Consider the following 20,655-nt stretch of genomic DNA (forward strand, 5'->3'; position numbering starts at 1 on the left):
GTCCGCAGAGCGCGAACGCCAATTTCAGTGCCGGCAAAGCTGGGCGCCCGCGTCGATCGCCGCGATCGCTTTGCCGAAGTAATAGCCCTGGCCGTATTCGCAGCCCTTTTGCTGCAATTTCTCGTACGCGGCGGGATCCTCGATCCCTTCGGCGACCACCCTCATCCCTAGGCTCTTGGCCAGGCCGAGGATCGCGTCGACGATCTTTTCACTTTCGTCGTTCCGTTGCATCGATTGCACGAAGGACTTGTCGATCTTCATCTTGTCGAACTTCAGTTCGCGCAGGTGATAGAGGCTCGAATAACCCGTGCCGAAGTCGTCGAGCGACACTTCGATACCCGCCTCGTGAAAGGCGTCGAAAATCGCTTTCGCAGCGTCGATGTCGCCCACGAGCGCGGTTTCGGTGATCTCGACTTCCAATTGCGAGGTGGGCATGCCCTCTTCGCGCAGAATGGCCAAGATCTGCGCCGGCAGGCTCGCGTCCTTCAATTGATTCGGCGAAATGTTGAGCGCGAGCTTCACATCGGGCCGCAACCATTGGCGTACGTCTTTGCACGCTTGCCGAAGCACGGAAGCCGTCAGCGCCGAAGTCAGGCCCAACCGTTCGCAAACGGGAATGAACGCGTCGGGCGGCACGGCGCCGCGCGTGGGGTGGCGCCAACGGGCGAGAATTTCGAAGCCCCAGATCCTTTGCTCGCGCATTTCGATCAAAGGCTGGTAGTAAGGCTGAATCGTTCCGCTTTTCACCGCGGCCTTGAGATCCGCTTCCAACTGGGCTTGCTCGTAAAGCTCCTCGTCCATGCGCCGCTCGAAAAAACGGATCGTGCCCTCTCCCGCATCTTTGGCGCGATGCATCGCGATATAAGCGGCATGCAGCAACGCGCCCTCGTCCAGCCCATCGTTCGGCGCCAAGGCGATCCCGGCGCACGCGCCGATCGTAACGTCGGTTTTACCCGGCGCAATCACGATCGGCCTGTTGATCGCTCGAAGCAGCCGGGCGGCCAAATGCATCGACTCGTCGGCGAATCTCGGCCCCTCCGTTCTGGCTATCACGGCGAATTCGTCGCCGGCCAGACGCGCGACCGTGTCGCGCTTGCGGACAACCTGTCTCACCCGCTTTGCAACCTCGCAAAGCACGGCGTCACCGACCGCATGGCCCTGAAGGTCGTTCACCGCCCGCAGCCGGTCGAGATCGATGACGAGCACCTGATAAACGTCCCCGTGGACTTTGGCCAGCTCGGCTGCCTTGCGCAAGTCCGCCTCGAAGACCCGCCGGTTGACGAGACCCGTCAGCGGGTCGTGCCGTGCGAACGCGCTCGCCTCGAGCAGCGGAAACGTGATCTCCTTGCGGGCCTTCACGAGCAGCGCTGCGGCTAGCGCCGCGGCAACGGCGGCCGCGAGGGCTAGTGATACGAGCGAGACCGTAACCAGCCGGTTCGCCTCCAGCGCAATCAGCAATATGCCCGCTATGGCAACCAGCGATAAAACCAATGCACCCAATATGCAGACTAAAACCGTCAATCTTGCGCAAATCGAGCGATGGTGCGATTCCATGTGGGATCCAATGCGTTTGGCGCTAGCGATGCTGAATCGACGGAGCTTGACGCCCGCTCCATATGGGCGGCCGGCGGCCTGTGCCAACGCGCCCACCGCCATAGCAGATCAGAATGGCGTCGAGCATTTTGTCCGACGATCGACGGTTCGCGCTTGATGACGATCAACGAACCGCCTCAGGACATTCGCCAAAACCCTTGATTGGACTAGCACATCCGGCCGCCGCTCTACAGATTTGCCAAAAAATGCCGTAGTCCAAGGAAAACGTAAGCGATAAGCTGTGCGGGCTGTCCTTCGCCAACGATTTACCGGTGTCATGCAAGTAACGCTTATTCAGGTCCCTGCCAGCAAAGAACAGAGGCTGACTGCCGCGATCGCGGTCGCGCTCATGCTTTGCGTCGCCCTCTACGTTTGGCCGCGCTCGACGGTGCAAGCTACCATCGAGTCGCCGTTCATGCCGATCTTCGCCACCTCGGTCACCATCGCCGAAGGGCTGACCGGCTTTCTGCTGTGGACGCAGTATCGCGTGTCGGGGCGCATCGTCTTTGCGGCGCTTGCTTGCGCCTATGCTTTCACGGCCGTCGCTGCGGCGTTTCACTTGGCCGTCTATCCCGGCGTGTTCGCCCCCGGCGAATTATTCGAGGCGGGGCGGCAGACCGCCATCTGGATATGGCTGCTCTGGCGCACGGGCTATGCGGTGTTGACGGCGCTCGCGCTCGGGACGCGCAAGTGGCCGCCCATTCAACGCATCGAGCAGCGGCGCCTTCGCGGCGGCTCGATGATTGCCTTTTCCGTCGGTCTGTCGCTCGTGCTCAGTCTCGCCGCGATCGCCGCACGAGATCGGTTGCCCAACCTCGTGTCCAGCACGCCGTCGTATCGCCATTTATCGGCGAACCCGATCGTGCTCTCGGTTTGGGCGATCTGCTTGGCTTCGCTGCTCATCCATGTGTTCGTGACGCGCGTGCGCACGTTGATGGATCTCTGGCTCGCCGTGGCGTTGCTGGCCGGTTTGATCGACGTGACGCTCACGCTTGGCGCAGGCGCGCGATACAGCCTGGGCTGGTACGCCGCGCGAATCGCGTCGATGGTGTCGGCCAATGCCGTGCTCGGCATGTTGATGTCGGAGACGAGCCGCACCTATCAACGGCTGGCCGATGCGCACCGCGCCCTCAAGGAGCTGTCCGTGCGCGACGGACTCACGGGCGTGTTCAATCGTGCCTATTTCGACGAGCGCTATCCGCGCGAACTGGCGCTCGCCAACGCCAACGGCAATCCGCTCTCTCTTTTGCTGGTCGACGTCGACCATTTCAAAAACTATAACGATGCATTCGGCCATCTGGCCGGAGACGAGTGTCTGCGACGCATCGCCCAAGCACTGAATGCGGCGTTATCGCGACAGACCGATTTCGTCGCGCGATACGGCGGCGAAGAATTCGTCGTCGTGCTCCCGGGCTGCGACCCCGAGGCGAGTTTAGCCATTGCCGAGCGCATGAGACGGACGATCGCCGAGATGGAGTTGCCAGCGATACGGGCGAACGCCCATCATGTCACCGTCTCGATCGGGCATGCCTCGAACCGATTTCATCCCCATGCTCTACCGGCGGCCTTGCTGGCGAGCGCGGATGCGGGGCTGTACGACGCCAAGGCGCGCGGACGCAATCGCGTGGCAAACAATCGTGAAGAAGAACTGAAAGACAGCTTCGATCGTCGGCAAGTGGCGGCCCGGTAGCCGCAGCCCCTGCTCCGTACCGACTATTATCCAAAAATCTGTACCGGTACTGTTACGGCCATTATCCGTAGACTCCTCGAATACCGCCTATCCGAGGATCGACGCCATGCCCACCGCTTTGCCTTACGCCGCGCTTTCGGCCGCCATGACCTTCGCGCTGGTGATGTCGATCACGCCCGGCCCCAACAACACCATGCTGCTCGCCTCGGGCGTCAATTTCGGGTTTCGCCGCACGCTGCCGCATATGCTCGGCATCACTTGCGGCTGCACCGTCATGATGGTCGCCATTGCGCTGGGGTTGGGCCAGGTCTTCGCGCGGGCGCCCGCGCTTTACTCCGCGATGGAGGTTCTGAGCGTGGCGTACCTGATTTACCTCGCCTGGAAAATCGCCGCATCACGGTCGCTGTCGGTGGATGCAGCCAATAAGCGGCCGATGACGTTCTTTCAAGCCGCGGCATTTCAATGGATCAATCCGAAGGCGTGGATGATGGTGGTCACGGGCGTCACCGCGTTTCGCGTCAACGACAACCTGCTCGTCAACGCGCTGACACTGGCGGTCGCTTTCGCCATCGTCAATCTGCCGAGCATTTCGATCTGGGCGGCATTCGGCCTCGGCGTGCGGCGGTTTCTGGCGGGCCCGACCGCCCTGCGCGCGTTCAACTGGACGATGGCCGCCCTGCTGATCGCATCGATCGCGCCGACCTTTCGGCATGGACTGTCGTGACCGGACAGCGCTTGCGCCGCGGCGCGCAGCGCTAATCCGGCGCCGTCATGCGTAGGCGTCCACCGCGTGGAAGAGCTCTTCCTCCTGAGCGCAATGCAAGCGGACCACCGCCTCCAAGCCGTAGAGCAATCGCTGCGCGTCGCGCACTTGTCCGAGCGTCGGCCCAGCGGCCCCGATGTTGCCCGCCATCTGCTTGAGGCGGCGCGCCATACCGTAGATCTCTCGGTGCGCGCTGCTCATCGCCGCGAGGGGGTCGTCGCCGCCAAGCAACGGAGCAAGGCGCGGATACACCTGCTCGTCGTCCGCGCGCTCATGCGGAAGCAGGCGCCGATCGAGGGCATCGTTGAGCGCAGTCAATGCATTGGCGACGCCCGCGCCATCGAGCTCAGGCAAATCGTCGGCGAGCGCTCTGATCTGCTCGAGCACGGGCGCAAGCGCGGCGTGCTCTGCCTTCAGGCGCTCCGCGTCGATATTTGCAAGCTCGCGCGCGGGCGCGGCTCGGTGAAACCGCGCCGCCCGCAATGCATTGACGATCACCAGTACGTCGATCGCTTCTTGAAGCATCGCGCCAGCGACCGGAGGCAGCCATCCCAGTGCCGCGGCAATCATCGCGCCAGCTGACAATCCCATGCCCATTACGACGCATTGGACCGCGATCCGGCGCGCTCGCCGAGCGATGCGAACGCCATCGACGAGCCGGTCCAGACGATCCACGAGCAGCACGGCATCGGCCGCTTCCGCGGACGCGGCCGCGCCGCGCGCGCCCATGGCGACGCCCACGTCTGCCGCTGCGAGCGCAGGCGCATCGTTGACGCCGTCGCCGACCATGATCACGACGCCGTCGCGCCGCGCGGCTTCGATCGCATGCAGTTTGTCCGCGGGGGTTTGCTCGGCGCGCACTTCGGTGACGCCGAGCATCGCGCCGACGCTTTGCGCGACGTCGTCTCGGTCGCCGGTCAACATCACGAGCCGGTCGATGCCTTCGCGCCTGAGCAGACGCAACGCCCTTGGCGTGTCCATTCGCAATTGATCGGCCAGCCGAACCGCGCCGATCATCTCGCCATCCACGGCGACGAATACAGCGGCCCCGCCTTCGTAGCCGATGTCTCGCAGCAGGTCCTCGCTCCAAGGCGCGCTTGCCGCGAGTGACGAGACGTAGGCGAAACTGCCGATCGCCACGTTCGCGCCGTCGACTTGGCCCCGTAATCCCGCGCCTGCGGTTTCCTCGACGGCCGACGGCGCTAAGAGACCGATGCCGCGCTCGCGCGCCGCGAGCGTCAGCGCTTCGGAAATCACATGGCCGGACGCTTGCGCCAGCGACGCTGCGAAGCGCAGCACGGCATCGGGGCGGGTGTTCGGGGCGCAGTGAATCGACGCGAGCCGCGCCCGTCCGCCTGTTAGCGTGCCCGTCTTGTCGAAGAAGAGGATCGATGCTTGCGCTAGCCGCTCCAATGCACCGCCCCCTTTGATCAACATGCCGCGCTTGGCACAATTCGATATGCCGGAGACGATCGCCACCGGCACGCCGAGAATCAGCGGGCACGGCGTGGCGACGACGAGCACGGCGAGCGCGCGCGCAAGCTCGCCCGTCGCCCACCAACTGCCGCCGGCAAGCATCAACGAGAGCAACACGAAGAATGCCCCGTAGCGATCGGCGAGACGCGCCGACGGACCCCGCTCGCGCTGTGCCGCCTCGACCATGCGCACGATACCGGCGTAGGTGCTGTCTTGCGCACGCGCGCCCGCCACCATTTCGAACGGACTGCCCGCATTGACGACGCCGCTGCGCACCGACTGCCCCGCTTGACGCAGCACGATCGCCGATTCGCCGGTCAACATCGACTCATCCAATTGCGCGGCGTCCGTTAGCGTGCCATCCACCGCGGCGCAGTCGCCGCTGCGCACGAGCAAGCGATCGCCCGGGTGCACGGCATCGAGCGCAACCGGTTGCCATTGACCGTCCTCCAAGCGCATCGCAACGCGCGGCGCACGGCTCAACAAAGCGGTCATTTCACGTCTTGCGCGACGCTGAGCGTATTGCTCGAGCGCTCGCCCGCTTGCAACCATCAATGCGATCACCGCTGCGGCGAGCGTCTCGCCAAGCGCGAGCGCAAGGCCGATGGCGAGCCACGCAAGAATGTCGACACCCGCTCGGCGTTCGAACAAGGCCTTGCCGATCGAAATCGTCAGCGCGAGCAAGACCGGTGATGCCCCGGCGACCCAGAGAGCGCGTCCGAGCGTACCCATGCCAAGCGCGACGCAGGCGCCCCCGGCCATGAGCGTGAGCGCCGAGCCAAGCAAAAGGACGAGATCGACCGAAAGACGAATACGCGGCATGGCAAGCGAAAAGGAAAACCGGAAAGAAGCGTTCCGTGCCGTCGATCCTACGGCCGCGCGTATCCACGCGCATTGACCTGCGGCAAACGCAGGACCTTGACGTTCGTCAAAGAGCGATGGGCGCACGCCCAACACAATCGTTGATGTCGGAATCGAACACCGCCCGCAAGGAGCAAAACATGAATTCCCCCGCCTCCGCCCCTCAAGGTCTGCACCTACCCACGAACATTCTCATTGCGGTCGATCCTTCCGCCGCCTCGCAACGCGCCGTCGCCTATGCGCGCAATGTGGTCGCGGCAGGCGCCCGCGTGCGGCTGGTCAGCATCGCCGAAGACCCGCGCACGCTCGTTCCGCTCGGCACGCTCGTCAGCGCCTCGCTGGATGCGGCGCGCGACGAGCTATTGCGCGATGCCGAGAGAGCACTCGCCCAAGCCAAGGACGCCTTCGCCGGACTGAACGTCCAAGTCGACACCGAGGAAGTCGACCTCGCAAAGCACGGCGGCAACGTCGTGCATGCGCTGCTCGAGGCCGCGCAAGCATCGGGAGCCGAACTGCTCGTGGTGGGCGCCCGTCAGCACCACGGCATTATGCGCTGGATCGAAGGTGCCGTATCGGCGCCGCTGGCGCGGCTCGCCAACTGCCCGATCCTGGTCGTTCCGGCCGCCTATGACGGCGAAATCGATCGCGCGCCGCAACGCATCGTCTTCGCCGTGGACGGCAGCCCGCATGCCACACAGGCATTGCACTACGGCAAGCGTCTCGTCGCGCCCGATACCTCGGCGCTTGCTTTGTATGTCATCGATCGAGCGGTGCGTCTGAGCGATCTCGTGCCCATCGACGTACTCGAGGACGCTTTCATCGAACAGGGAACGAAAGCGCTTTCCGACGCGAAATCGTCGCTGGCGGAAGCCTCCGCCCATACGAGTACGCGTCTGGCCAAGACTGCGCACACGCAGGACGATGTGGCTCAGACGATCGTCCGCGAGGCCGACGCCTGGAATGCGGAACTCATCGTCATGGGCACGCATGGCCGGCGCGGCATCGCGCGGTGGCTGCTCGGCAGCGTTGCCGAGCGCGTCGCTCGCCTTGCCAGCGTGCCGCTTCTGCTCGTTCACGGCAGCCAAACCTAGCGCAACGGGTTAGCCGCCCTTTCCCGTCGCACCCAGTACTCGCGCGCCTTCGAAGATGCGCCCGCCGGGAACGAAACTTGCGTTGCTCTCGCGCCAAAACCAAACCGCCGAGAGAGATATGCCGAGCATGACGTCGATCGCCGAAGGGCTTCCTTTTCCCTTGGGAGCAAGCTGGGACGGCGCGGGGGTGAACTTCGCGCTGTTCTCGGCGAATGCGACCAAGGTAGAGTTGTGCTTGTTCGACGAAGCAGGCCATCGCGAACTCGAACGCATCGAATTGCCCGAATATACCAACGAAGTCTGGCACATCTACGTGCCGGGCCTCGCGCCGGGCGCCGTGTACGGTTACCGCGTGCATGGGCCATACGAGCCCGAAGCGGGCCATCGCTTCAACCCCAACAAACTGCTGCTCGATCCCTATGCCAAAGCGCATGTCGGTGCTTTGAAATGGGACCACGCCGTATTCGGCTACACGATCGGCGCGGACGGCGACGATCTGACATTCGACGAGCGCGATAGCGCGCCGTTCGTGCCCAAGTGCGTGGTGGTCGATCAAACTTTCTCCTGGACGCACCCGACGCGCGTGCGCGTACCGTGGGATCGCACGATCATCTACGAACTGCATGTGCGCGGCTACACGAAGCGCCACCCCGGCATCGCGAAACGGCTGCGCGGCACCTTCGAAGGCCTGGCCCAGAAAGAAGTGGTGGATTACATCAAGCGCCTGGGCGTTACCGCCGTCGAATTGATGCCGATTCATTCGTTCGTCAACGACAGCTATCTGCTCGACAAAGGACTCACGAACTACTGGGGATACAACACGATTGGTTTCTTCGCGGCCGATCCGCGTTTTTTTGCGCGAGGCGCGGATGCGATCCGCGAACTCAAAGGGATGATCGACCGCTACCACGACGCAGGGCTCGAAGTCATTCTCGACGTGGTCTACAACCATACCGCCGAAGGCAACGAGCGCGGCCCGACGCTATCGTTTCGCGGCATCGACAACGCGTCGTATTACCGCCTGCTGCCCGATCGGCAGCGCTACTACATCAACGATACGGGCACCGGCAACACACTGAACCTATCCCACCCTCGCGTGCTGCAAATGGTCACCGACAGCTTGCGCTATTGGGTGGGGGAAATGAACGTCGACGGCTTTCGCTTCGATCTGGCGACGATTCTCGCCCGCGAACCGTACGGTTTCGACGAAGCCGGCAGTTTCCTGCACAGTTGCCGGCAAGATCCCGTCCTATCGAGCGTCAAACTCGTCGCCGAGCCGTGGGATTGCGGCCCCGGCGGCTATCAGGTCGGCGGTTTCCCTCCAGGGTGGGCCGAATGGAACGACCGGTTCCGCGACACGGTGCGCGCTTTCTGGAAGGGCGACGAGGGCGTCGCGGCGGAACTGGCGAGCCGGATCACGGGCTCGGGCGACAAGTTCAACCGCCGCGGGCGACGACCATGGGCCAGCGTGAACTTCGTGGCGGCGCACGACGGGTTTACGCTGAACGATCTGGTTTCGTACAACGAGAAGCACAACGAAGCGAATGGCGAAGACAACAACGACGGCCACACCGATAACAAATCCTGGAACTGCGGCGCCGAGGGGCCAACCGACGACGCGCAAATCAGAGCCTTGCGCGAACGGCAGAAACGCAATCTGCTGGCCACACTGCTCTTTGCTCAGGGCACGCCGATGATCGTCGCCGGCGACGAGTTCGGCCGCACGCAAGGCGGCAACAACAATGCGTATTGTCAGGACAACGAAATAAGTTGGGTCGACTGGGAGGGGACCGACGACGACGGGCGCGCATTGACCGACTTCGTCGTCAAGCTGACGACGCTGCGTCATACGCTGCCCGTTCTGCGCCGCAATCGCTTTCTGACGGGCCAATTCGACGAGCGCCAGCAGCTGAGCGAAGTGCGCTGGTTGAGCCCGGCCGGCGCCGACCTCACGGAGGACCAATGGAACGATCCGTCGATGCGGTGCTTCGGCGTATTGCTCGATGGCCGCGCGCAGACGAGCGGCATTCGCAGGCCCGCTTCCGACGCGACGTTGCTCATCGTGATGAACGCCCATCATGACATCGTCGAATTCAAACTGCCCGACATCGCCGGCAGCGATCAATGGAGTTGCCTCATCGATACGAATGTGCCCGTGCGCGACGAATTGCCCGATTTCGAATCGGGTGACGTGTATCAAGTGACAGGGCGTTCGCTGCTTCTTTTCGCACTGCACGCAAAAGGCCAAACACAGCGCATTTTCGCCAGCCTCGGCAAGAAATTGACCGAAGACGCGGACACGAAGTGAGGCAAGGCGTGGGCGGTGCAGGCCCACCGATGCCCTCGCGCCGCTCGCTCCTCCCTATCAGTCATCTGCGCCGTGTCAGTGATACAGCAGCGCAATCAAGATGATGATGGGAATCGGTACACCGAGCAGGTAAAGCAGGATCGAGCGCATAGGTCCTCCTGGTTCGTTTGCTGGATTGGATCGGGTCGGATCGAGTTCGGTCAGGCATCGCGCAGGCGTCCGCCGAGCACGGCCATGAAGCTCGCCGCGAACGCCCCCATCAGCAGCGAGACGAATAACCACAACGACGCGGATATGCCCGAGCGCCGCGCGCTATCTGCCGCAGCTTTGGCCGCGCTCTCGATGGTGGAGACTTTCTGTTGAAGCTGCGCATAGGTTGCACTGACGCGCGCCTGCGCGGCATCAGGACCCAGCCCCGTGTACCGCGACACGATGCTAGCGACATATGCCGTATCGGCCGCCGAAAGCGAATCGCCTGTTGCCAGACTATTGAGGAAGATACGCGTCACCTCAAGCTTAGGCGGCGTACCGGGCGTACCGGGCGTACCGGGCGTCACGGGCTCGGTCAATGCAGGCGCCGGCTCGGCGTTCGGGGTGGCTTCGATCGCGGGCGTGGCCACCGCGCTCACTACCGCACCCGTCGCCGTATTCGCTGCGCCGTTGACGGCCGAGGCGGCGGATGGAGGCGCCGACGCATTGGAGGCCGCGCTCGCTGCGACATCGGAAACCGGACCCGAGCTCGACGCGGCCGCTGCCGCTGCCGCTGCCGGAGGCGATGCGACTGCGCGCGCGTGCGTGGAGCTGGACGACGACGCAAGCGGTTGCCGGAACAGGGCGTCGACGAAGTAGCCGATGGGCCAGCGATTCGCCGCGGCCGCCGCATCGCCGCGGTCGACGAGCACGGCCGACGATGCCGATTTCGCCGCCGCTTGCGCGCCTGCTCGGCCTACGGCCGGCAACATGGCGGCAAACAGCGCGGCCGTGGCGAGCGTGGCCACGGCCCAGGTCAGAAAGCCATGCGCGGTGTCGCGGAAGTAAACCTCGTCCGCTACCACGACCGGCCATCGATGCCTGAGTCGGCCGGCCAGATAACCGCCCAACCCCGAGGTCAGGACCTGCGTGACACACACCCAAACGATCGCGGCGAATCCGAACGTCGATGCGGTTGCGCTCGCCGAACGCCAAGGCGAGAGCGCGGCAAGCCCAAGGCCCGTGCCGAGCGTCAGCAAGATCAGGCCGAATGCCGCGGCAGCGACGGCGCCCGCAAACACGGCGCTCCACGAGACGACGCCGGCAGAATGCCGCGATGCGGCGCGATCTTCGACCAATGCATCGGATCTTAAGGGGGCGTTCAGTTCAGCCATGACGTGTCTCCGAGGGCTATGAGGATTGCAGGCTCGTATGCCGTTCGCTCCGACGGGGTGCAATATACGCAAAGGAGCGACAGCATGCTTTGTGCCCGTACCCACGCCATTCGGTTACTGAGCGCCCTCTTCGACGCGACGCCTATTCTTCACCCGCATCCTTCGCCTCTCGCGAATCGCGCAAAGCCTCGCCCCTAATCGCAGGCTTGCCGCTTTCGTCACGGGTTCTCAAATGCGTCATTTGCACAGCCAGGTCTTGGGGCCGCGCATGCCGTTCGGGCTGCACGTTCCAGTCGAACACGGTACGTGCCACGTGCGCATGAGCATGAACGCAATTGCTTTCCTGCGCACCACTCGTTTCGTAGGCGGGAAAGATCGGCCGTTGCTGCACGGCTTTCATCTGCGCGATCTGCTCATCGGTCATCTCGCCATGGTCGATCACGCGCGATACCCTAGCGTGATCGATTATCTTGTCGTCGCCGGCCTCGATCGCAGCGCCCTTGAGTGCGTTGACGAGAAAGGGTTTGCCGTCCGGGAGCGTGCCGCTCACCTTGAACCGCTCGGGACGAGGCGCGAGCGCATCGGTGCGGCGGGAATGACCGATCGCCGGCGCCAATTGCGGGTCGCGCCTGCGTTCGGATTCGGACGTCTGATATTGAATGTGTCCCGGGTCCTCGACCTTTCCGTCGTCGGCAATCTTCGTATCGGCGACGACGGTATGGACACGCCGGCCGAGCAACGGCTCTAGCATCGGCGAACTCGGCCTCGGCCGTGACGATCCAGGCTGCTCCTGAAGTTCCGCCGGTTTCGAGTTCCGGCCCTTCCCTTCCGTCGCGCCCGCCTGCGCTAACGCCTGTGCGGCGCGCCTCACCCCTCGCCCATGCATCCGTATCCTCTCTCATCGAAATTGTTATGCAGGAATATTGGTTCAAGCTACCTCTTGCCGGCGCGGCAATGACGAAGAACCGACTCTATTAACGAACGCCGTAATCAAGCGAAATCGGCCCACAATGCTGCACCCATCCAACCTATGACTGCCATGGCCATGACACGAATACTTCGCTGAATACGCAGCAATCCATTTATTCGCACCCCATCATATTTTTTAATAGATGTCACAAAATATTTTTATGACTCGCGCACGTCGCTCTTTTCGTCTTTTCTTTTACGAAAAAATTATCTACATTCGTTCCCCTCGCCTGGAGGTAATGAATTGACCACGAAAAATTGCCGATCGATCATGAAATCTCGTCGCTTTAACGCCGCGGTGTGCGCCGCCTTCCTCTTGCTCGGCGCCCGAGCCGCGCACGCGCAACATACAGGGCATCTGTTGCGCCCGCTCATTGAAAGCGCTGCCGAGCGTCTTGCCATCGGCGACCGAGTCGCCTTGTCGAAGTGGGACACTGGCACGAGCGTAGAAGACCCAGCGCGCGAGAGCGCCGTAATCTCGAAGGCCGTCGCCGAAGGTCAGCAAGCGAATCTGGCGGCCACCGATACCACGCGCTTTTTCAAGGCGCAGATCGAAGCGAACAAACTCGTGCAATACGAACTGCTCTCGCGTTGGCGTCGCGCCGGGTTCGCGCCACCCCACGCGCCGGTTGATCTCGTCGACACGATCCGTCCCGAACTGGACGCACTGCAGACGAAGATCATCGCCGCACTCGCAAGCGCCAATCCCATCCTGGAAAACAAGGCGTGCGCAACGCAGGTGGCCCGCGCAGTCGGCCGTTATACGTTCGAACATCAATTCGAATTGACGTCTTTGCAGGCCATCGCACTCGATCGCGCAATGGCGGGCTTCTGCCGCGTGTACTGAGGCGCTCGTCGACGTGCCCCGCAGGCGGGGCATCGATTTTTCTCCGTCGACTGGTCGCGGTCTATCCCGCCACGATCGGCATACTCGACCCTGGCCGGCCGTAGGCGCCTCGGACAGCCATCCGGCGCCACGGGGCGACGCATCATCGGGCTGCTGGAACTTTCAGTCGAATGGGTCGCAGCCGTCGAGTCCATGATTGCGGCCAAACAGCCGGACGCGGAAAGTGATACCGTTCGACGGCGTGCTAGCAACCCAACGCGCAAGCTTGACCTTCGTCAAACGAGACGGCGCCGCACGCCCCAGAATCGGAACATACGCGCCGCGCGCAGCCCGGCGTCCATTCAAACGCGACAACGTGTACACGTGTAAGCGCACTCGATGAATCCACAAGCCGCCTTCGACGACGATACGGAAGATCCCGCCGCCTCGACAGCCGCGCGCGCTGCCGCCGCGTCGCGCAGTACCTGGGTCAGCGTCGCCGTCAATCTTGCGCTGACGCTGGGCCAAGTCACCGCCGGTATTCTCTCTCGGTCCCAGGGCCTCGTCGCCGACGGCATCCACTCGCTGTCGGATCTGATCGCAGACTTCGTCGTCCTCGTCGCAAGCCATCACAGTGCGAAGGGTGCGGACGAGAAGCACCCTTACGGCCATCAGCGGTTCGAAACCGCAGCATCCCTGGTGCTCGGCCTGCTGCTTGCAGCCGTTGGAATCGGCATGCTTTGGTCGGCCGTGCGCAAGCTCGAAGCGCCAACGACCATTCAACGCGTTCATGTCCTAGCGTTATGGGTCGCCGTCGCTGCATTGATAGCGAAAGAGTTGCTGTTTCGCTACATGCTGGCCGTGGCCAAGCGCGTGAAATCGAGCATGCTCGTCGCCAACGCCTGGCACGCTCGATCGGATGCCGCCTCGTCTCTGGTCGTGAGCGTGGGCATCATCGGCAATCTCGCAGGCTATCCGATCCTCGATCCGATCGCCGCGCTCATCGTCGGCTTGCTCGTGCTGAAGATGGGCGCCGAGTTCGGTTGGGAAGCCATGCACGACTTGATGGATCGCTCGGCGGACGAGCATGAGATCGACGCGATTCGCGAGACGCTGCTCGCCACGCCGGGCGTGCAAGGCGTTCATGATCTGCGTACCCGCAAGATGGGCGACATGATCGTGGCAGATGCCCATATCGAAGTCGATGCGGCGGTTTCGGTGGAAGCCGGGCACGAGATCGCCGTGGCGGCGCGTCAGCGCGTGCTCTCGCGCCATCGGGTGTTGAACGTCATGACGCACGTAGACCCGGTGAAGCGGATCGTTCCCGCAAGCGGGCGCTAACTAGCGCCTAGCGCTCCGCACGCGCGCCTGTTCGTCCGTCAGCGCGATTGCACGCGAGCGTGGTCCACGAGCGTGCTCGGTGGGTATAAGACGACCATCTGCCCCTCGCCGAGGCCCTCGAGCACCTGCGCAGCATCGGCATTGCGCTGCCCGACCTGCACCGCACGTTGCACCGCGCGACCGTCGGCCACGGCGAATACGCACCACTGCTCCCCGCAACGGAACAACGCGCCGATAGGAACACCTAGCACGTCGGGTCGCTCCCAAATCACGATTCTGCCCTGCACTCGATAGCCGTCGTTCAAACGCCCTGGCGGGCCCATCAGATCGGCCACCACGCGCACCCGCTGCTCTTCCACACCCAGCGCCGAGACCTTGGTAAACGCGCCGGGCTCGACCACGCGCACCTTGGCGTCGATCGGCGTATCTCCTCCCCAATCCTCCAGCGACACGCGCATGCCCGGGCCGATCTTGACTGCGTCGGTCGACAACACATCGATCACCACCTCGTAGCGCGACGGGTCGGCCAACAGCATGACCGGCGTGCCGGCAGCAGTCACACGTTCACTCTTTTCGTCGACGCGCAACACCATCGCATCTACGGGCGAGCGCACCTCCACGGGTTGGCCGGTTGCCAGCGCCTTCAAATTGGCGATTGCAGCTCGCACTTCGGCCCCCGCGGCCCGCTCTCTCGCGCGCGCCGCAACCAGATCGCTGATGCTCGATGCTTCCGTCGCACGCAACTGCTCGAGCGTCTGCCGTGAGATTGCGCCGATATCGAGCATCGCTTGTCCACGCTCGCGCTCGCGTCTCGCCTGCGAAACATCGGCCTGCGCATGCTCGACGCGCGCCTTCGCCTCGCGGTACGACGCCTCGGCCGCCTCCACGCGCGCTTGCTGTTCGGCGCTCTCGCCGGGCGTCATCGGCGCCGGCACGACTACCGCCACGACCTGCCCGGCGCGCACGCGATCGCCTTCTCGCAAGTCCACGCGCAACAAGCGGCCTGCGATTGGCGCCGTGATCACATAACGATCATGAGCGCGAATCTCGCCATCCTCGTCGATCGTTACGAGCAACGGCGCGCGTTTCACCGTTGCAGTATCGACCATCATCGGGGCCGGCCAGAATGCGTAGGCCAGCAACAGGACGACGGCCAATACGCCCGCTGCCAACAACGGCAATCGGTATGCTCGGCCGCCCTTCATGACTCTCTCGCCTTGAGCACGGCGACGATATCGAGCCGCCGGATCTTCCACGCCACGATCAAGCCGGACGCTGCGACTGCGGCGGCGGTCACGATCGCCGCGTAAGCAAAGGTGGATGAACCGACCACGAGCGGCAATCGATAAAGGTCGGTCTCGAGTCGCCGAACCAGCAAGGCGCACACGCCATAGCCCAAAGCGAGCCCTACTGGCATGGCGAACCCGGCGAGCACGAATTGCTCGCCAAGCAGTATCCACGCGACCTCGGCGCGCGTGAAGCCGAGGACACGCAAAGACGCCAGTTGTTGGACTCGCTCGGAATATGCGATGCGCATGCCGTTGAATGCGACGCCGAACGCGATGATGCAGGCGAAAGCAAAATTGATCGAGGTCGAGAGCCGGACGCTCTCGTTCATGATCTTACGGAAACTGTCGATCACCGATTGACGCAGCGCCACCGCGTTGACGGTGGGCATACGCTTGAGGGTCGCGTACAAGCGGTCCCGCGCTTGCGGATCGACCTTCAACCAAGCGCCGGACCAGTCGCTGCTTTCCCCCAAAAAGCGCGAAAGGGCTCGCTGATCCATATAGGCTTGAACGCCCACCATGTCGCCGATCCGGCCGGCGACCGTCGCTCGGCGGGTTTGGCGTTCCCCTTCGAGCACCTGGACCGTGAGCGCGTCCCCCGTTCGAACACGAAGCGTATCGGCCAACTGCGACGAGATGAGGATTCCGTCTGGCGGCACGCGCAACGGCAAGCCCTGGTCGTCCAGCAGGCGATGCATCTCGGATGAGGGTGAGATGCCGCTCAGGGACAAGCGGCGCGACCGCGGTCCGGCCAGCAGCTTGACGGGGACGTCGCGAAAGGGCTCGACGCGCAGTACCCCGGGCAAGCGCTGCAGCGCGAATATCGCGCTATGCGATAGCGGCCGCGTAAAAGCGATCGTCAGGTCCTGACGTTCGATGCGCTGAAATTGAACGTCGAAGAGATAATCGATCGCATCGAAGAAGAACCCACCCGTTACGAGAATCGCACTGGCGCAGGCTATCGCAAGACAGGAGAGCAAAGCCTTCGCGGGCTTGCGCGCGACATTGCGCGCAATCATTCGCCAAGTCACGCTGAGATGGCGAAAGAGTCCGACCCGCTCGGCCCACCCAGCGGAGAAATCGGGGGGAACGGGCGAGCGCAATGCCTCCACGGGCATGAGCCGCGCCGCTTTCGCGACACTGAATGCGGTCGCGCCCATCGCGGCACCGGCGCTCATCGCGAAGGCCAGGATAACGACCGCCATATCCGCATGAAACTCGAGACGTGCGAAGCGGTAATAGCGGGCGTATACCTCGATTAGCGTCGAGCCCAATGCCATTCCAGCGGCCACGCCGACGGCGGCGCCCACGACGGCGATTACCCCCGCGAACTGCAAGTAATGCATCGCGACCCGTGAATTACCGTATCCGAACGCCTTCATCAAGCCGATCTGGGTTCGCTGCATATCGACAAGCCGGCCAAGCACGTTTTGCAACATGAACATCGCTACGCAAAAAAAGATCGCCGGGACATACGTCGCGGTGATCCGGTTCTGCGCAATTTCGTCCGTGATGAAGCGATTCGATACTTGGTCCTCTCGCGTGATCGCACCTAGGCCGCCATAGGAAGCGAGCGCTCGATCGATGCGCGCGACGACATCCGCCGCGTTCGCCCTGTCGTCCAGCGTCAGGGCCAAATCGTTGAACGCCCCCTCCATGCTGAAAGCGGCCGAGATGGCATCGCGGCCCATCCACAACACCCCGTAGTGGCGATTGTCGGGAAAGATGGAGCCGGCGCCGGCTTCGTAGATGTATTCCGGCGATAGCGCGACACCGACGATGCGCATGCGCTTCCAGCGGCCATTGAGCACGGCCCCGATACGCTGCCCCGCTTGCAGGTGATTCGCTTCGGCGAACGCGGCGCTGATCATGACTTCGTCATCGCGACCAGGTGCGACGTATCGGCCGCTCCGCAAGTGCAATACGTTCAGCGTCGGCCAGCTCTGTTCGGGCACGGAGACAATGTGACCGGTGGCCGGCTCTCGCAGTCCCGGAACGTCGACGGTCACGTCGGCGACAACGCGTGCCTCCACGCGTCGCACGCCCGGCAAGTCTGCAATGCGCGAGGCAACCGAATCGGGGGCGCGCTTCAAGTGCACGAATAGATCGGCGAAACGGTACGACGCGTAGTAGTCGCGCTGCGCGCCGAGCAGCACCAGATACGTGCTGCGCATTGCGACGAACGTTGCTACGCCGCAAGCGACGACCAGCACCGCAGCGCCTGCCTGCGCGCGAACGTGCCACAAGTCGCGCCATGCCAGCCGAGAGAGTGCGCTCACCATGTCAGATCCTGCGCGCTGCCTCGCCGCGCGTTGCGGCGTTCGTCGACGATTGCGCCGCTGCTCATCTTGATGACACGGTTCGCCATGTCCGCGATCACGGCGTTGTGTGTGACGACGATGGTCAGTGCACCAAACTCGCGGTTCACCTTCTCGATCACTTCGAGCACGCGCCTGCCGGTACGGAAATCGAGCGCGCCGGTCGGCTCGTCGCACAGCAGCACATCGGGGCGCTTGGCGACCGCGCGCGCAATCGCCACCCGTTGCTGCTCGCCGCCCGACATCTGCGAGGGAAAATGGTCCGCCAACGCTTCGATCCCAACCATGCGCAGCGCCTCGTCGGCATCGACGGGACGCTCGGCGATATCGGTGACGAGCGCGATGTTCTCGCGAGCCGTCAGACCGGGGATGAGGTTGAAGAATTGGAACACGAAGCCGACATGCTCACGCCGGAAGCGGGTCAAGTCTCGCTCTGTGGCGTCGGACAGACGATGGTCACGGTATTGGATCGAACCGCTCGTGGGGGTATCGAGTCCCCCCATCAGGTTCAACAACGTCGACTTGCCGCTGCCCGATGCGCCGAGCAACACCACGAATTCCCCGGCTTCCAAGTCGAGATTGACGTTCTCGAGCGCATGGACGCTGACGCTACCCATCGAATAGACCTTGGATACTGCCTGAATCGAAAAGACAGTTTCCATGGTGGGCTCAACCAGAAACCGGCAAGTGTCGATCACCTTAGCAAGATCGTGCGGCCTTCGATTGACCTGAATCAACGGGTTGATCGGGGAAGGAAACCTCCACACGTAACCCGCCCAGTTCACTCGATCGCCCCAGGTCGATCGCAGCGCCGTGCGCACTCGCTATGCGCCGCACGATGGACCAACCCAGACCGCTGCCCGTTTGCGCATTGCCCGGGCCGCGAAAGAAGCGCTCGCCCAAACGGTTCAATTCGTCAGGAGATAGCCCAACGCCCCCATCTTCCACCCTTGCCACCGCATGGCCGTCCCGGCTGAATACCGATACGACGATGCGCGAGCGCGCGGGACTGTAGCGCACGGCGTTGTCGATGAGATTGCGCAGCAGCAACGCGAGCAAGGTCTCGTTGCCGAATATCGGGCACGGTTCGGCCGCATCGAGTTCGATCTGCTGCAGTTTCTCGATCGAGCGCGGGGCAAAGTCGGCTACGACTTGCCGGGCCACGCTCGCGAGTTCGAGCGGGGCACGCTCGGTAAGCGTGCCTGCTTCGAGCCGGGAAAGCAGCAAGAGCTGGTCGACCAAATGCGCCGCGCGATCGCAACCTTCGAGCACGCCGCGCAGCGCATGCTCGCGCAATCGAGCATCGCGCTCGGCTAGCGCGACCTGCGCCTGTGCTTTGACAGCTGCAATCGGCGTGCGCAATTCATGCGCGGCATCGGCCGTGAAGCGACGTTCGGAGTCGAGCACGTCTCGAATCCGATCGAACAACCGGTTCAGCGCATCTAGCATCGGCTGCATTTCCTGCGGCGCGCGCATCATCCGGATTGGATCGAGCGCGTGGGGATCGCGTCGCGCGAGCGCTCGCCCGAGGTCTCGCAGCGGCGCCGCGCCGCGCCGCACCGCCCACCATGTGGCGAGCGCGAGAATCGGCAACGCACCGCCCATGGGCCAGAAGGCGCTGCGCAAGACAGCCATCAGAATGGCAGTGCGCGCGTCGATCTGCTCGCCCACGAAGACTTGCACATCGTGCTGCGCGCCGGGCGTTGCAAACACTCGCCACGCCTTGCCGTCGATTTGCACCGTCCAAAAACCGCTCGCGCGGTCGCGCTGGGCAGGCGCCATCGGTTGCGCCGGTGCATTGGCCGAATGAATCCCCAAGTGGCCTCGATGGAAAACCTGGAACACCACGCGCGGTGCATACGGATGCAAGATCGGCGCATCGAGCGCCTCGTCCTCGGCCTCCGCTTGCGCCTGCTGCATCACGAGCAACGCCGCAGCCTGTGCGAGATGGCTGTCGAGCAGTTGATCTATTTCCCGTTGTGCGTCCCGCCATGCAAGTGCAGTCGCGGCCAGCCATACGACCGCGACCACGGCGGTCACGAGCACCAACAAGCGGCCCTGCAGCGAACGCGGCAGCATCACGAGTCGTGCACCGGTTCGTTCATCAGCACATAGCCGACACCGCGCACGGTCCGGATCAAATCGCTGCCGAGCTTGGCCCGCAGACGATGGATATGCACCTCGACGGCGTTGCTCTCGACTTCTTGGCCCCAGCTATATAGATGCTGCTCGATTTGTTCGCGGGTGAGCACGCGCCCGGCGTTCAGCATCAGCACATGCAGCAAATCGAACTCGCGCGCCGCGAGCGTGACGGGCGAACCATTCGCAAATACCGAGCGCGATGCCGGCTCGAGTGCGACGTGCTGCGCCTGCAGCCGCTCGCTCGGGCGGCCGTGCGCGCGCCGCACCAGCGCCCGCAGCCGCGCGCCGAGTTCGTGCAGGTCGACCGGTTTGACGACGTAATCGTCGGCCCCCACATCCAACCCCCGGATCCGATCCGGCACGGCATCGCGCGCGGTCAGCACGAGAATCGGCAACGCCACGCCTGCCCCTCGAACGCGACGCAACACATCGATCCCATCCATGCGCGGCAGTCCCAAATCGAGAACCGCTGCCGCATACGATTGCGCACGCAACTCCTTCTCTGCGGCCTCGCCATCGCGTACCCAATCGACCTGAAAACCTTGTTGCCTTAATCCGGCGCGCACGCCGTCTCCGAGCAACGTGTCGTCTTCGACAAGCAAGATGCGCATGGCTTTGGGGTCT

General features: G+C 63.6%; 15 protein-coding genes. 6 read left to right on the forward strand and 9 right to left on the reverse strand.

Annotated features, from left to right (window positions below):
* Window positions 1-24: 24 nt before the first annotated feature.
* Window positions 25-1,554, reverse strand: coding sequence for an EAL domain-containing protein (locus MMB74_RS08645; protein ID WP_277428215.1), 1,530 nt, complete (start codon window positions 1,552-1,554; stop codon window positions 25-27).
* A 316-nt stretch (window positions 1,555-1,870) separates the two neighbouring features.
* Between MMB74_RS08645 and MMB74_RS08650 the strand changes: the two genes are divergently transcribed.
* Window positions 1,871-3,283: a sensor domain-containing diguanylate cyclase gene (locus MMB74_RS08650; RefSeq protein WP_277428216.1), complete on the forward strand. Its 1,413-nt coding sequence runs from the start codon at window positions 1,871-1,873 to the stop codon at window positions 3,281-3,283.
* 106 nt (window positions 3,284-3,389) lie between these two features.
* Window positions 3,390-4,007 carry a LysE family translocator gene (locus MMB74_RS08655; protein ID WP_277428217.1) on the forward strand — a complete coding sequence of 206 codons (618 nt, stop codon included), beginning with the start codon at window positions 3,390-3,392 and terminating at the stop codon, window positions 4,005-4,007.
* A gap of 45 nt (window positions 4,008-4,052) precedes the next feature.
* On the opposite strand, the gene MMB74_RS08660 is transcribed toward MMB74_RS08655, so the two are convergent.
* Window positions 4,053-6,344, reverse strand: coding sequence for a heavy metal translocating P-type ATPase (locus tag MMB74_RS08660; protein ID WP_277428218.1), 2,292 nt, complete (start codon window positions 6,342-6,344; stop codon window positions 4,053-4,055).
* Window positions 6,345-6,523: 179 nt separating this feature from the next.
* Between MMB74_RS08660 and MMB74_RS08665 the strand changes: the two genes are divergently transcribed.
* The gene (locus MMB74_RS08665; RefSeq protein WP_277428219.1) at window positions 6,524-7,474 is read left to right on the forward strand and encodes a universal stress protein; all 951 of its coding nucleotides are present in this window, start codon (window positions 6,524-6,526) and stop codon (window positions 7,472-7,474) included.
* 118 nt (window positions 7,475-7,592) lie between these two features.
* Window positions 7,593-9,782 carry a glycogen debranching protein GlgX gene (gene glgX / locus MMB74_RS08670; protein WP_277428220.1) on the forward strand — a complete coding sequence of 730 codons (2,190 nt, stop codon included), beginning with the start codon at window positions 7,593-7,595 and terminating at the stop codon, window positions 9,780-9,782.
* 200 nt (window positions 9,783-9,982) lie between these two features.
* On the opposite strand, the gene MMB74_RS08675 is transcribed toward glgX, so the two are convergent.
* Window positions 9,983-11,146 (reverse strand): hypothetical protein, encoded by a 1,164-nt coding sequence (locus tag MMB74_RS08675; protein WP_277428221.1) that lies wholly within the window; start codon window positions 11,144-11,146, stop codon window positions 9,983-9,985.
* A 142-nt stretch (window positions 11,147-11,288) separates the two neighbouring features.
* Window positions 11,289-11,897: a type III effector gene (locus MMB74_RS08680; RefSeq protein ID WP_277428222.1), complete on the reverse strand. Its 609-nt coding sequence runs from the start codon at window positions 11,895-11,897 to the stop codon at window positions 11,289-11,291.
* A 489-nt stretch (window positions 11,898-12,386) separates the two neighbouring features.
* Here MMB74_RS08680 and MMB74_RS08685 point away from each other — a divergent pair, with 489 nt between their 5' ends.
* Both MMB74_RS08685 and MMB74_RS08690 read left to right on the forward strand, forming a co-directional pair.
* Window positions 12,387-12,962, forward strand: coding sequence for a chorismate mutase (locus MMB74_RS08685; RefSeq protein WP_277428223.1), 576 nt, complete (start codon window positions 12,387-12,389; stop codon window positions 12,960-12,962).
* 378 nt (window positions 12,963-13,340) lie between these two features.
* The gene (locus MMB74_RS08690; RefSeq protein WP_277428224.1) at window positions 13,341-14,282 is read left to right on the forward strand and encodes a cation diffusion facilitator family transporter; all 942 of its coding nucleotides are present in this window, start codon (window positions 13,341-13,343) and stop codon (window positions 14,280-14,282) included.
* A gap of 38 nt (window positions 14,283-14,320) precedes the next feature.
* Here the strand turns inward: MMB74_RS08690 and MMB74_RS08695 are convergent, their stop codons facing one another.
* Genes MMB74_RS08695 through MMB74_RS08715 form a run of 5 tightly spaced genes read right to left on the reverse strand, consistent with a single transcriptional unit; the run spans window position 14,321 to window position 20,642 of the window.
* A complete protein-coding gene (locus MMB74_RS08695) occupies window positions 14,321-15,487 on the reverse strand; it encodes an efflux RND transporter periplasmic adaptor subunit (RefSeq protein WP_277428225.1) in 1,167 nt (388 codons plus the stop codon).
* Window positions 15,484-17,853 carry an ABC transporter permease gene (locus MMB74_RS08700; protein WP_277428226.1) on the reverse strand — a complete coding sequence of 790 codons (2,370 nt, stop codon included), beginning with the start codon at window positions 17,851-17,853 and terminating at the stop codon, window positions 15,484-15,486. Before MMB74_RS08700 ends, MMB74_RS08695 begins: the two co-directional genes overlap by 4 nt.
* A complete protein-coding gene (locus MMB74_RS08705) occupies window positions 17,847-18,551 on the reverse strand; it encodes an ABC transporter ATP-binding protein (protein ID WP_277428227.1) in 705 nt (234 codons plus the stop codon). Before MMB74_RS08705 ends, MMB74_RS08700 begins: the two co-directional genes overlap by 7 nt.
* Window positions 18,552-18,588: 37 nt before the next feature.
* The gene (locus MMB74_RS08710; protein ID WP_277428228.1) at window positions 18,589-19,971 is read right to left on the reverse strand and encodes an ATP-binding protein; all 1,383 of its coding nucleotides are present in this window, start codon (window positions 19,969-19,971) and stop codon (window positions 18,589-18,591) included.
* A complete protein-coding gene (locus MMB74_RS08715) occupies window positions 19,968-20,642 on the reverse strand; it encodes a response regulator (RefSeq protein WP_277428229.1) in 675 nt (224 codons plus the stop codon). Before MMB74_RS08715 ends, MMB74_RS08710 begins: the two co-directional genes overlap by 4 nt.
* Window positions 20,643-20,655 lie beyond the last annotated feature (13 nt).

Source organism: Trinickia sp. Y13, assembly GCF_029522115.1.
GTDB lineage: Bacteria > Pseudomonadota > Gammaproteobacteria > Burkholderiales > Burkholderiaceae > Trinickia.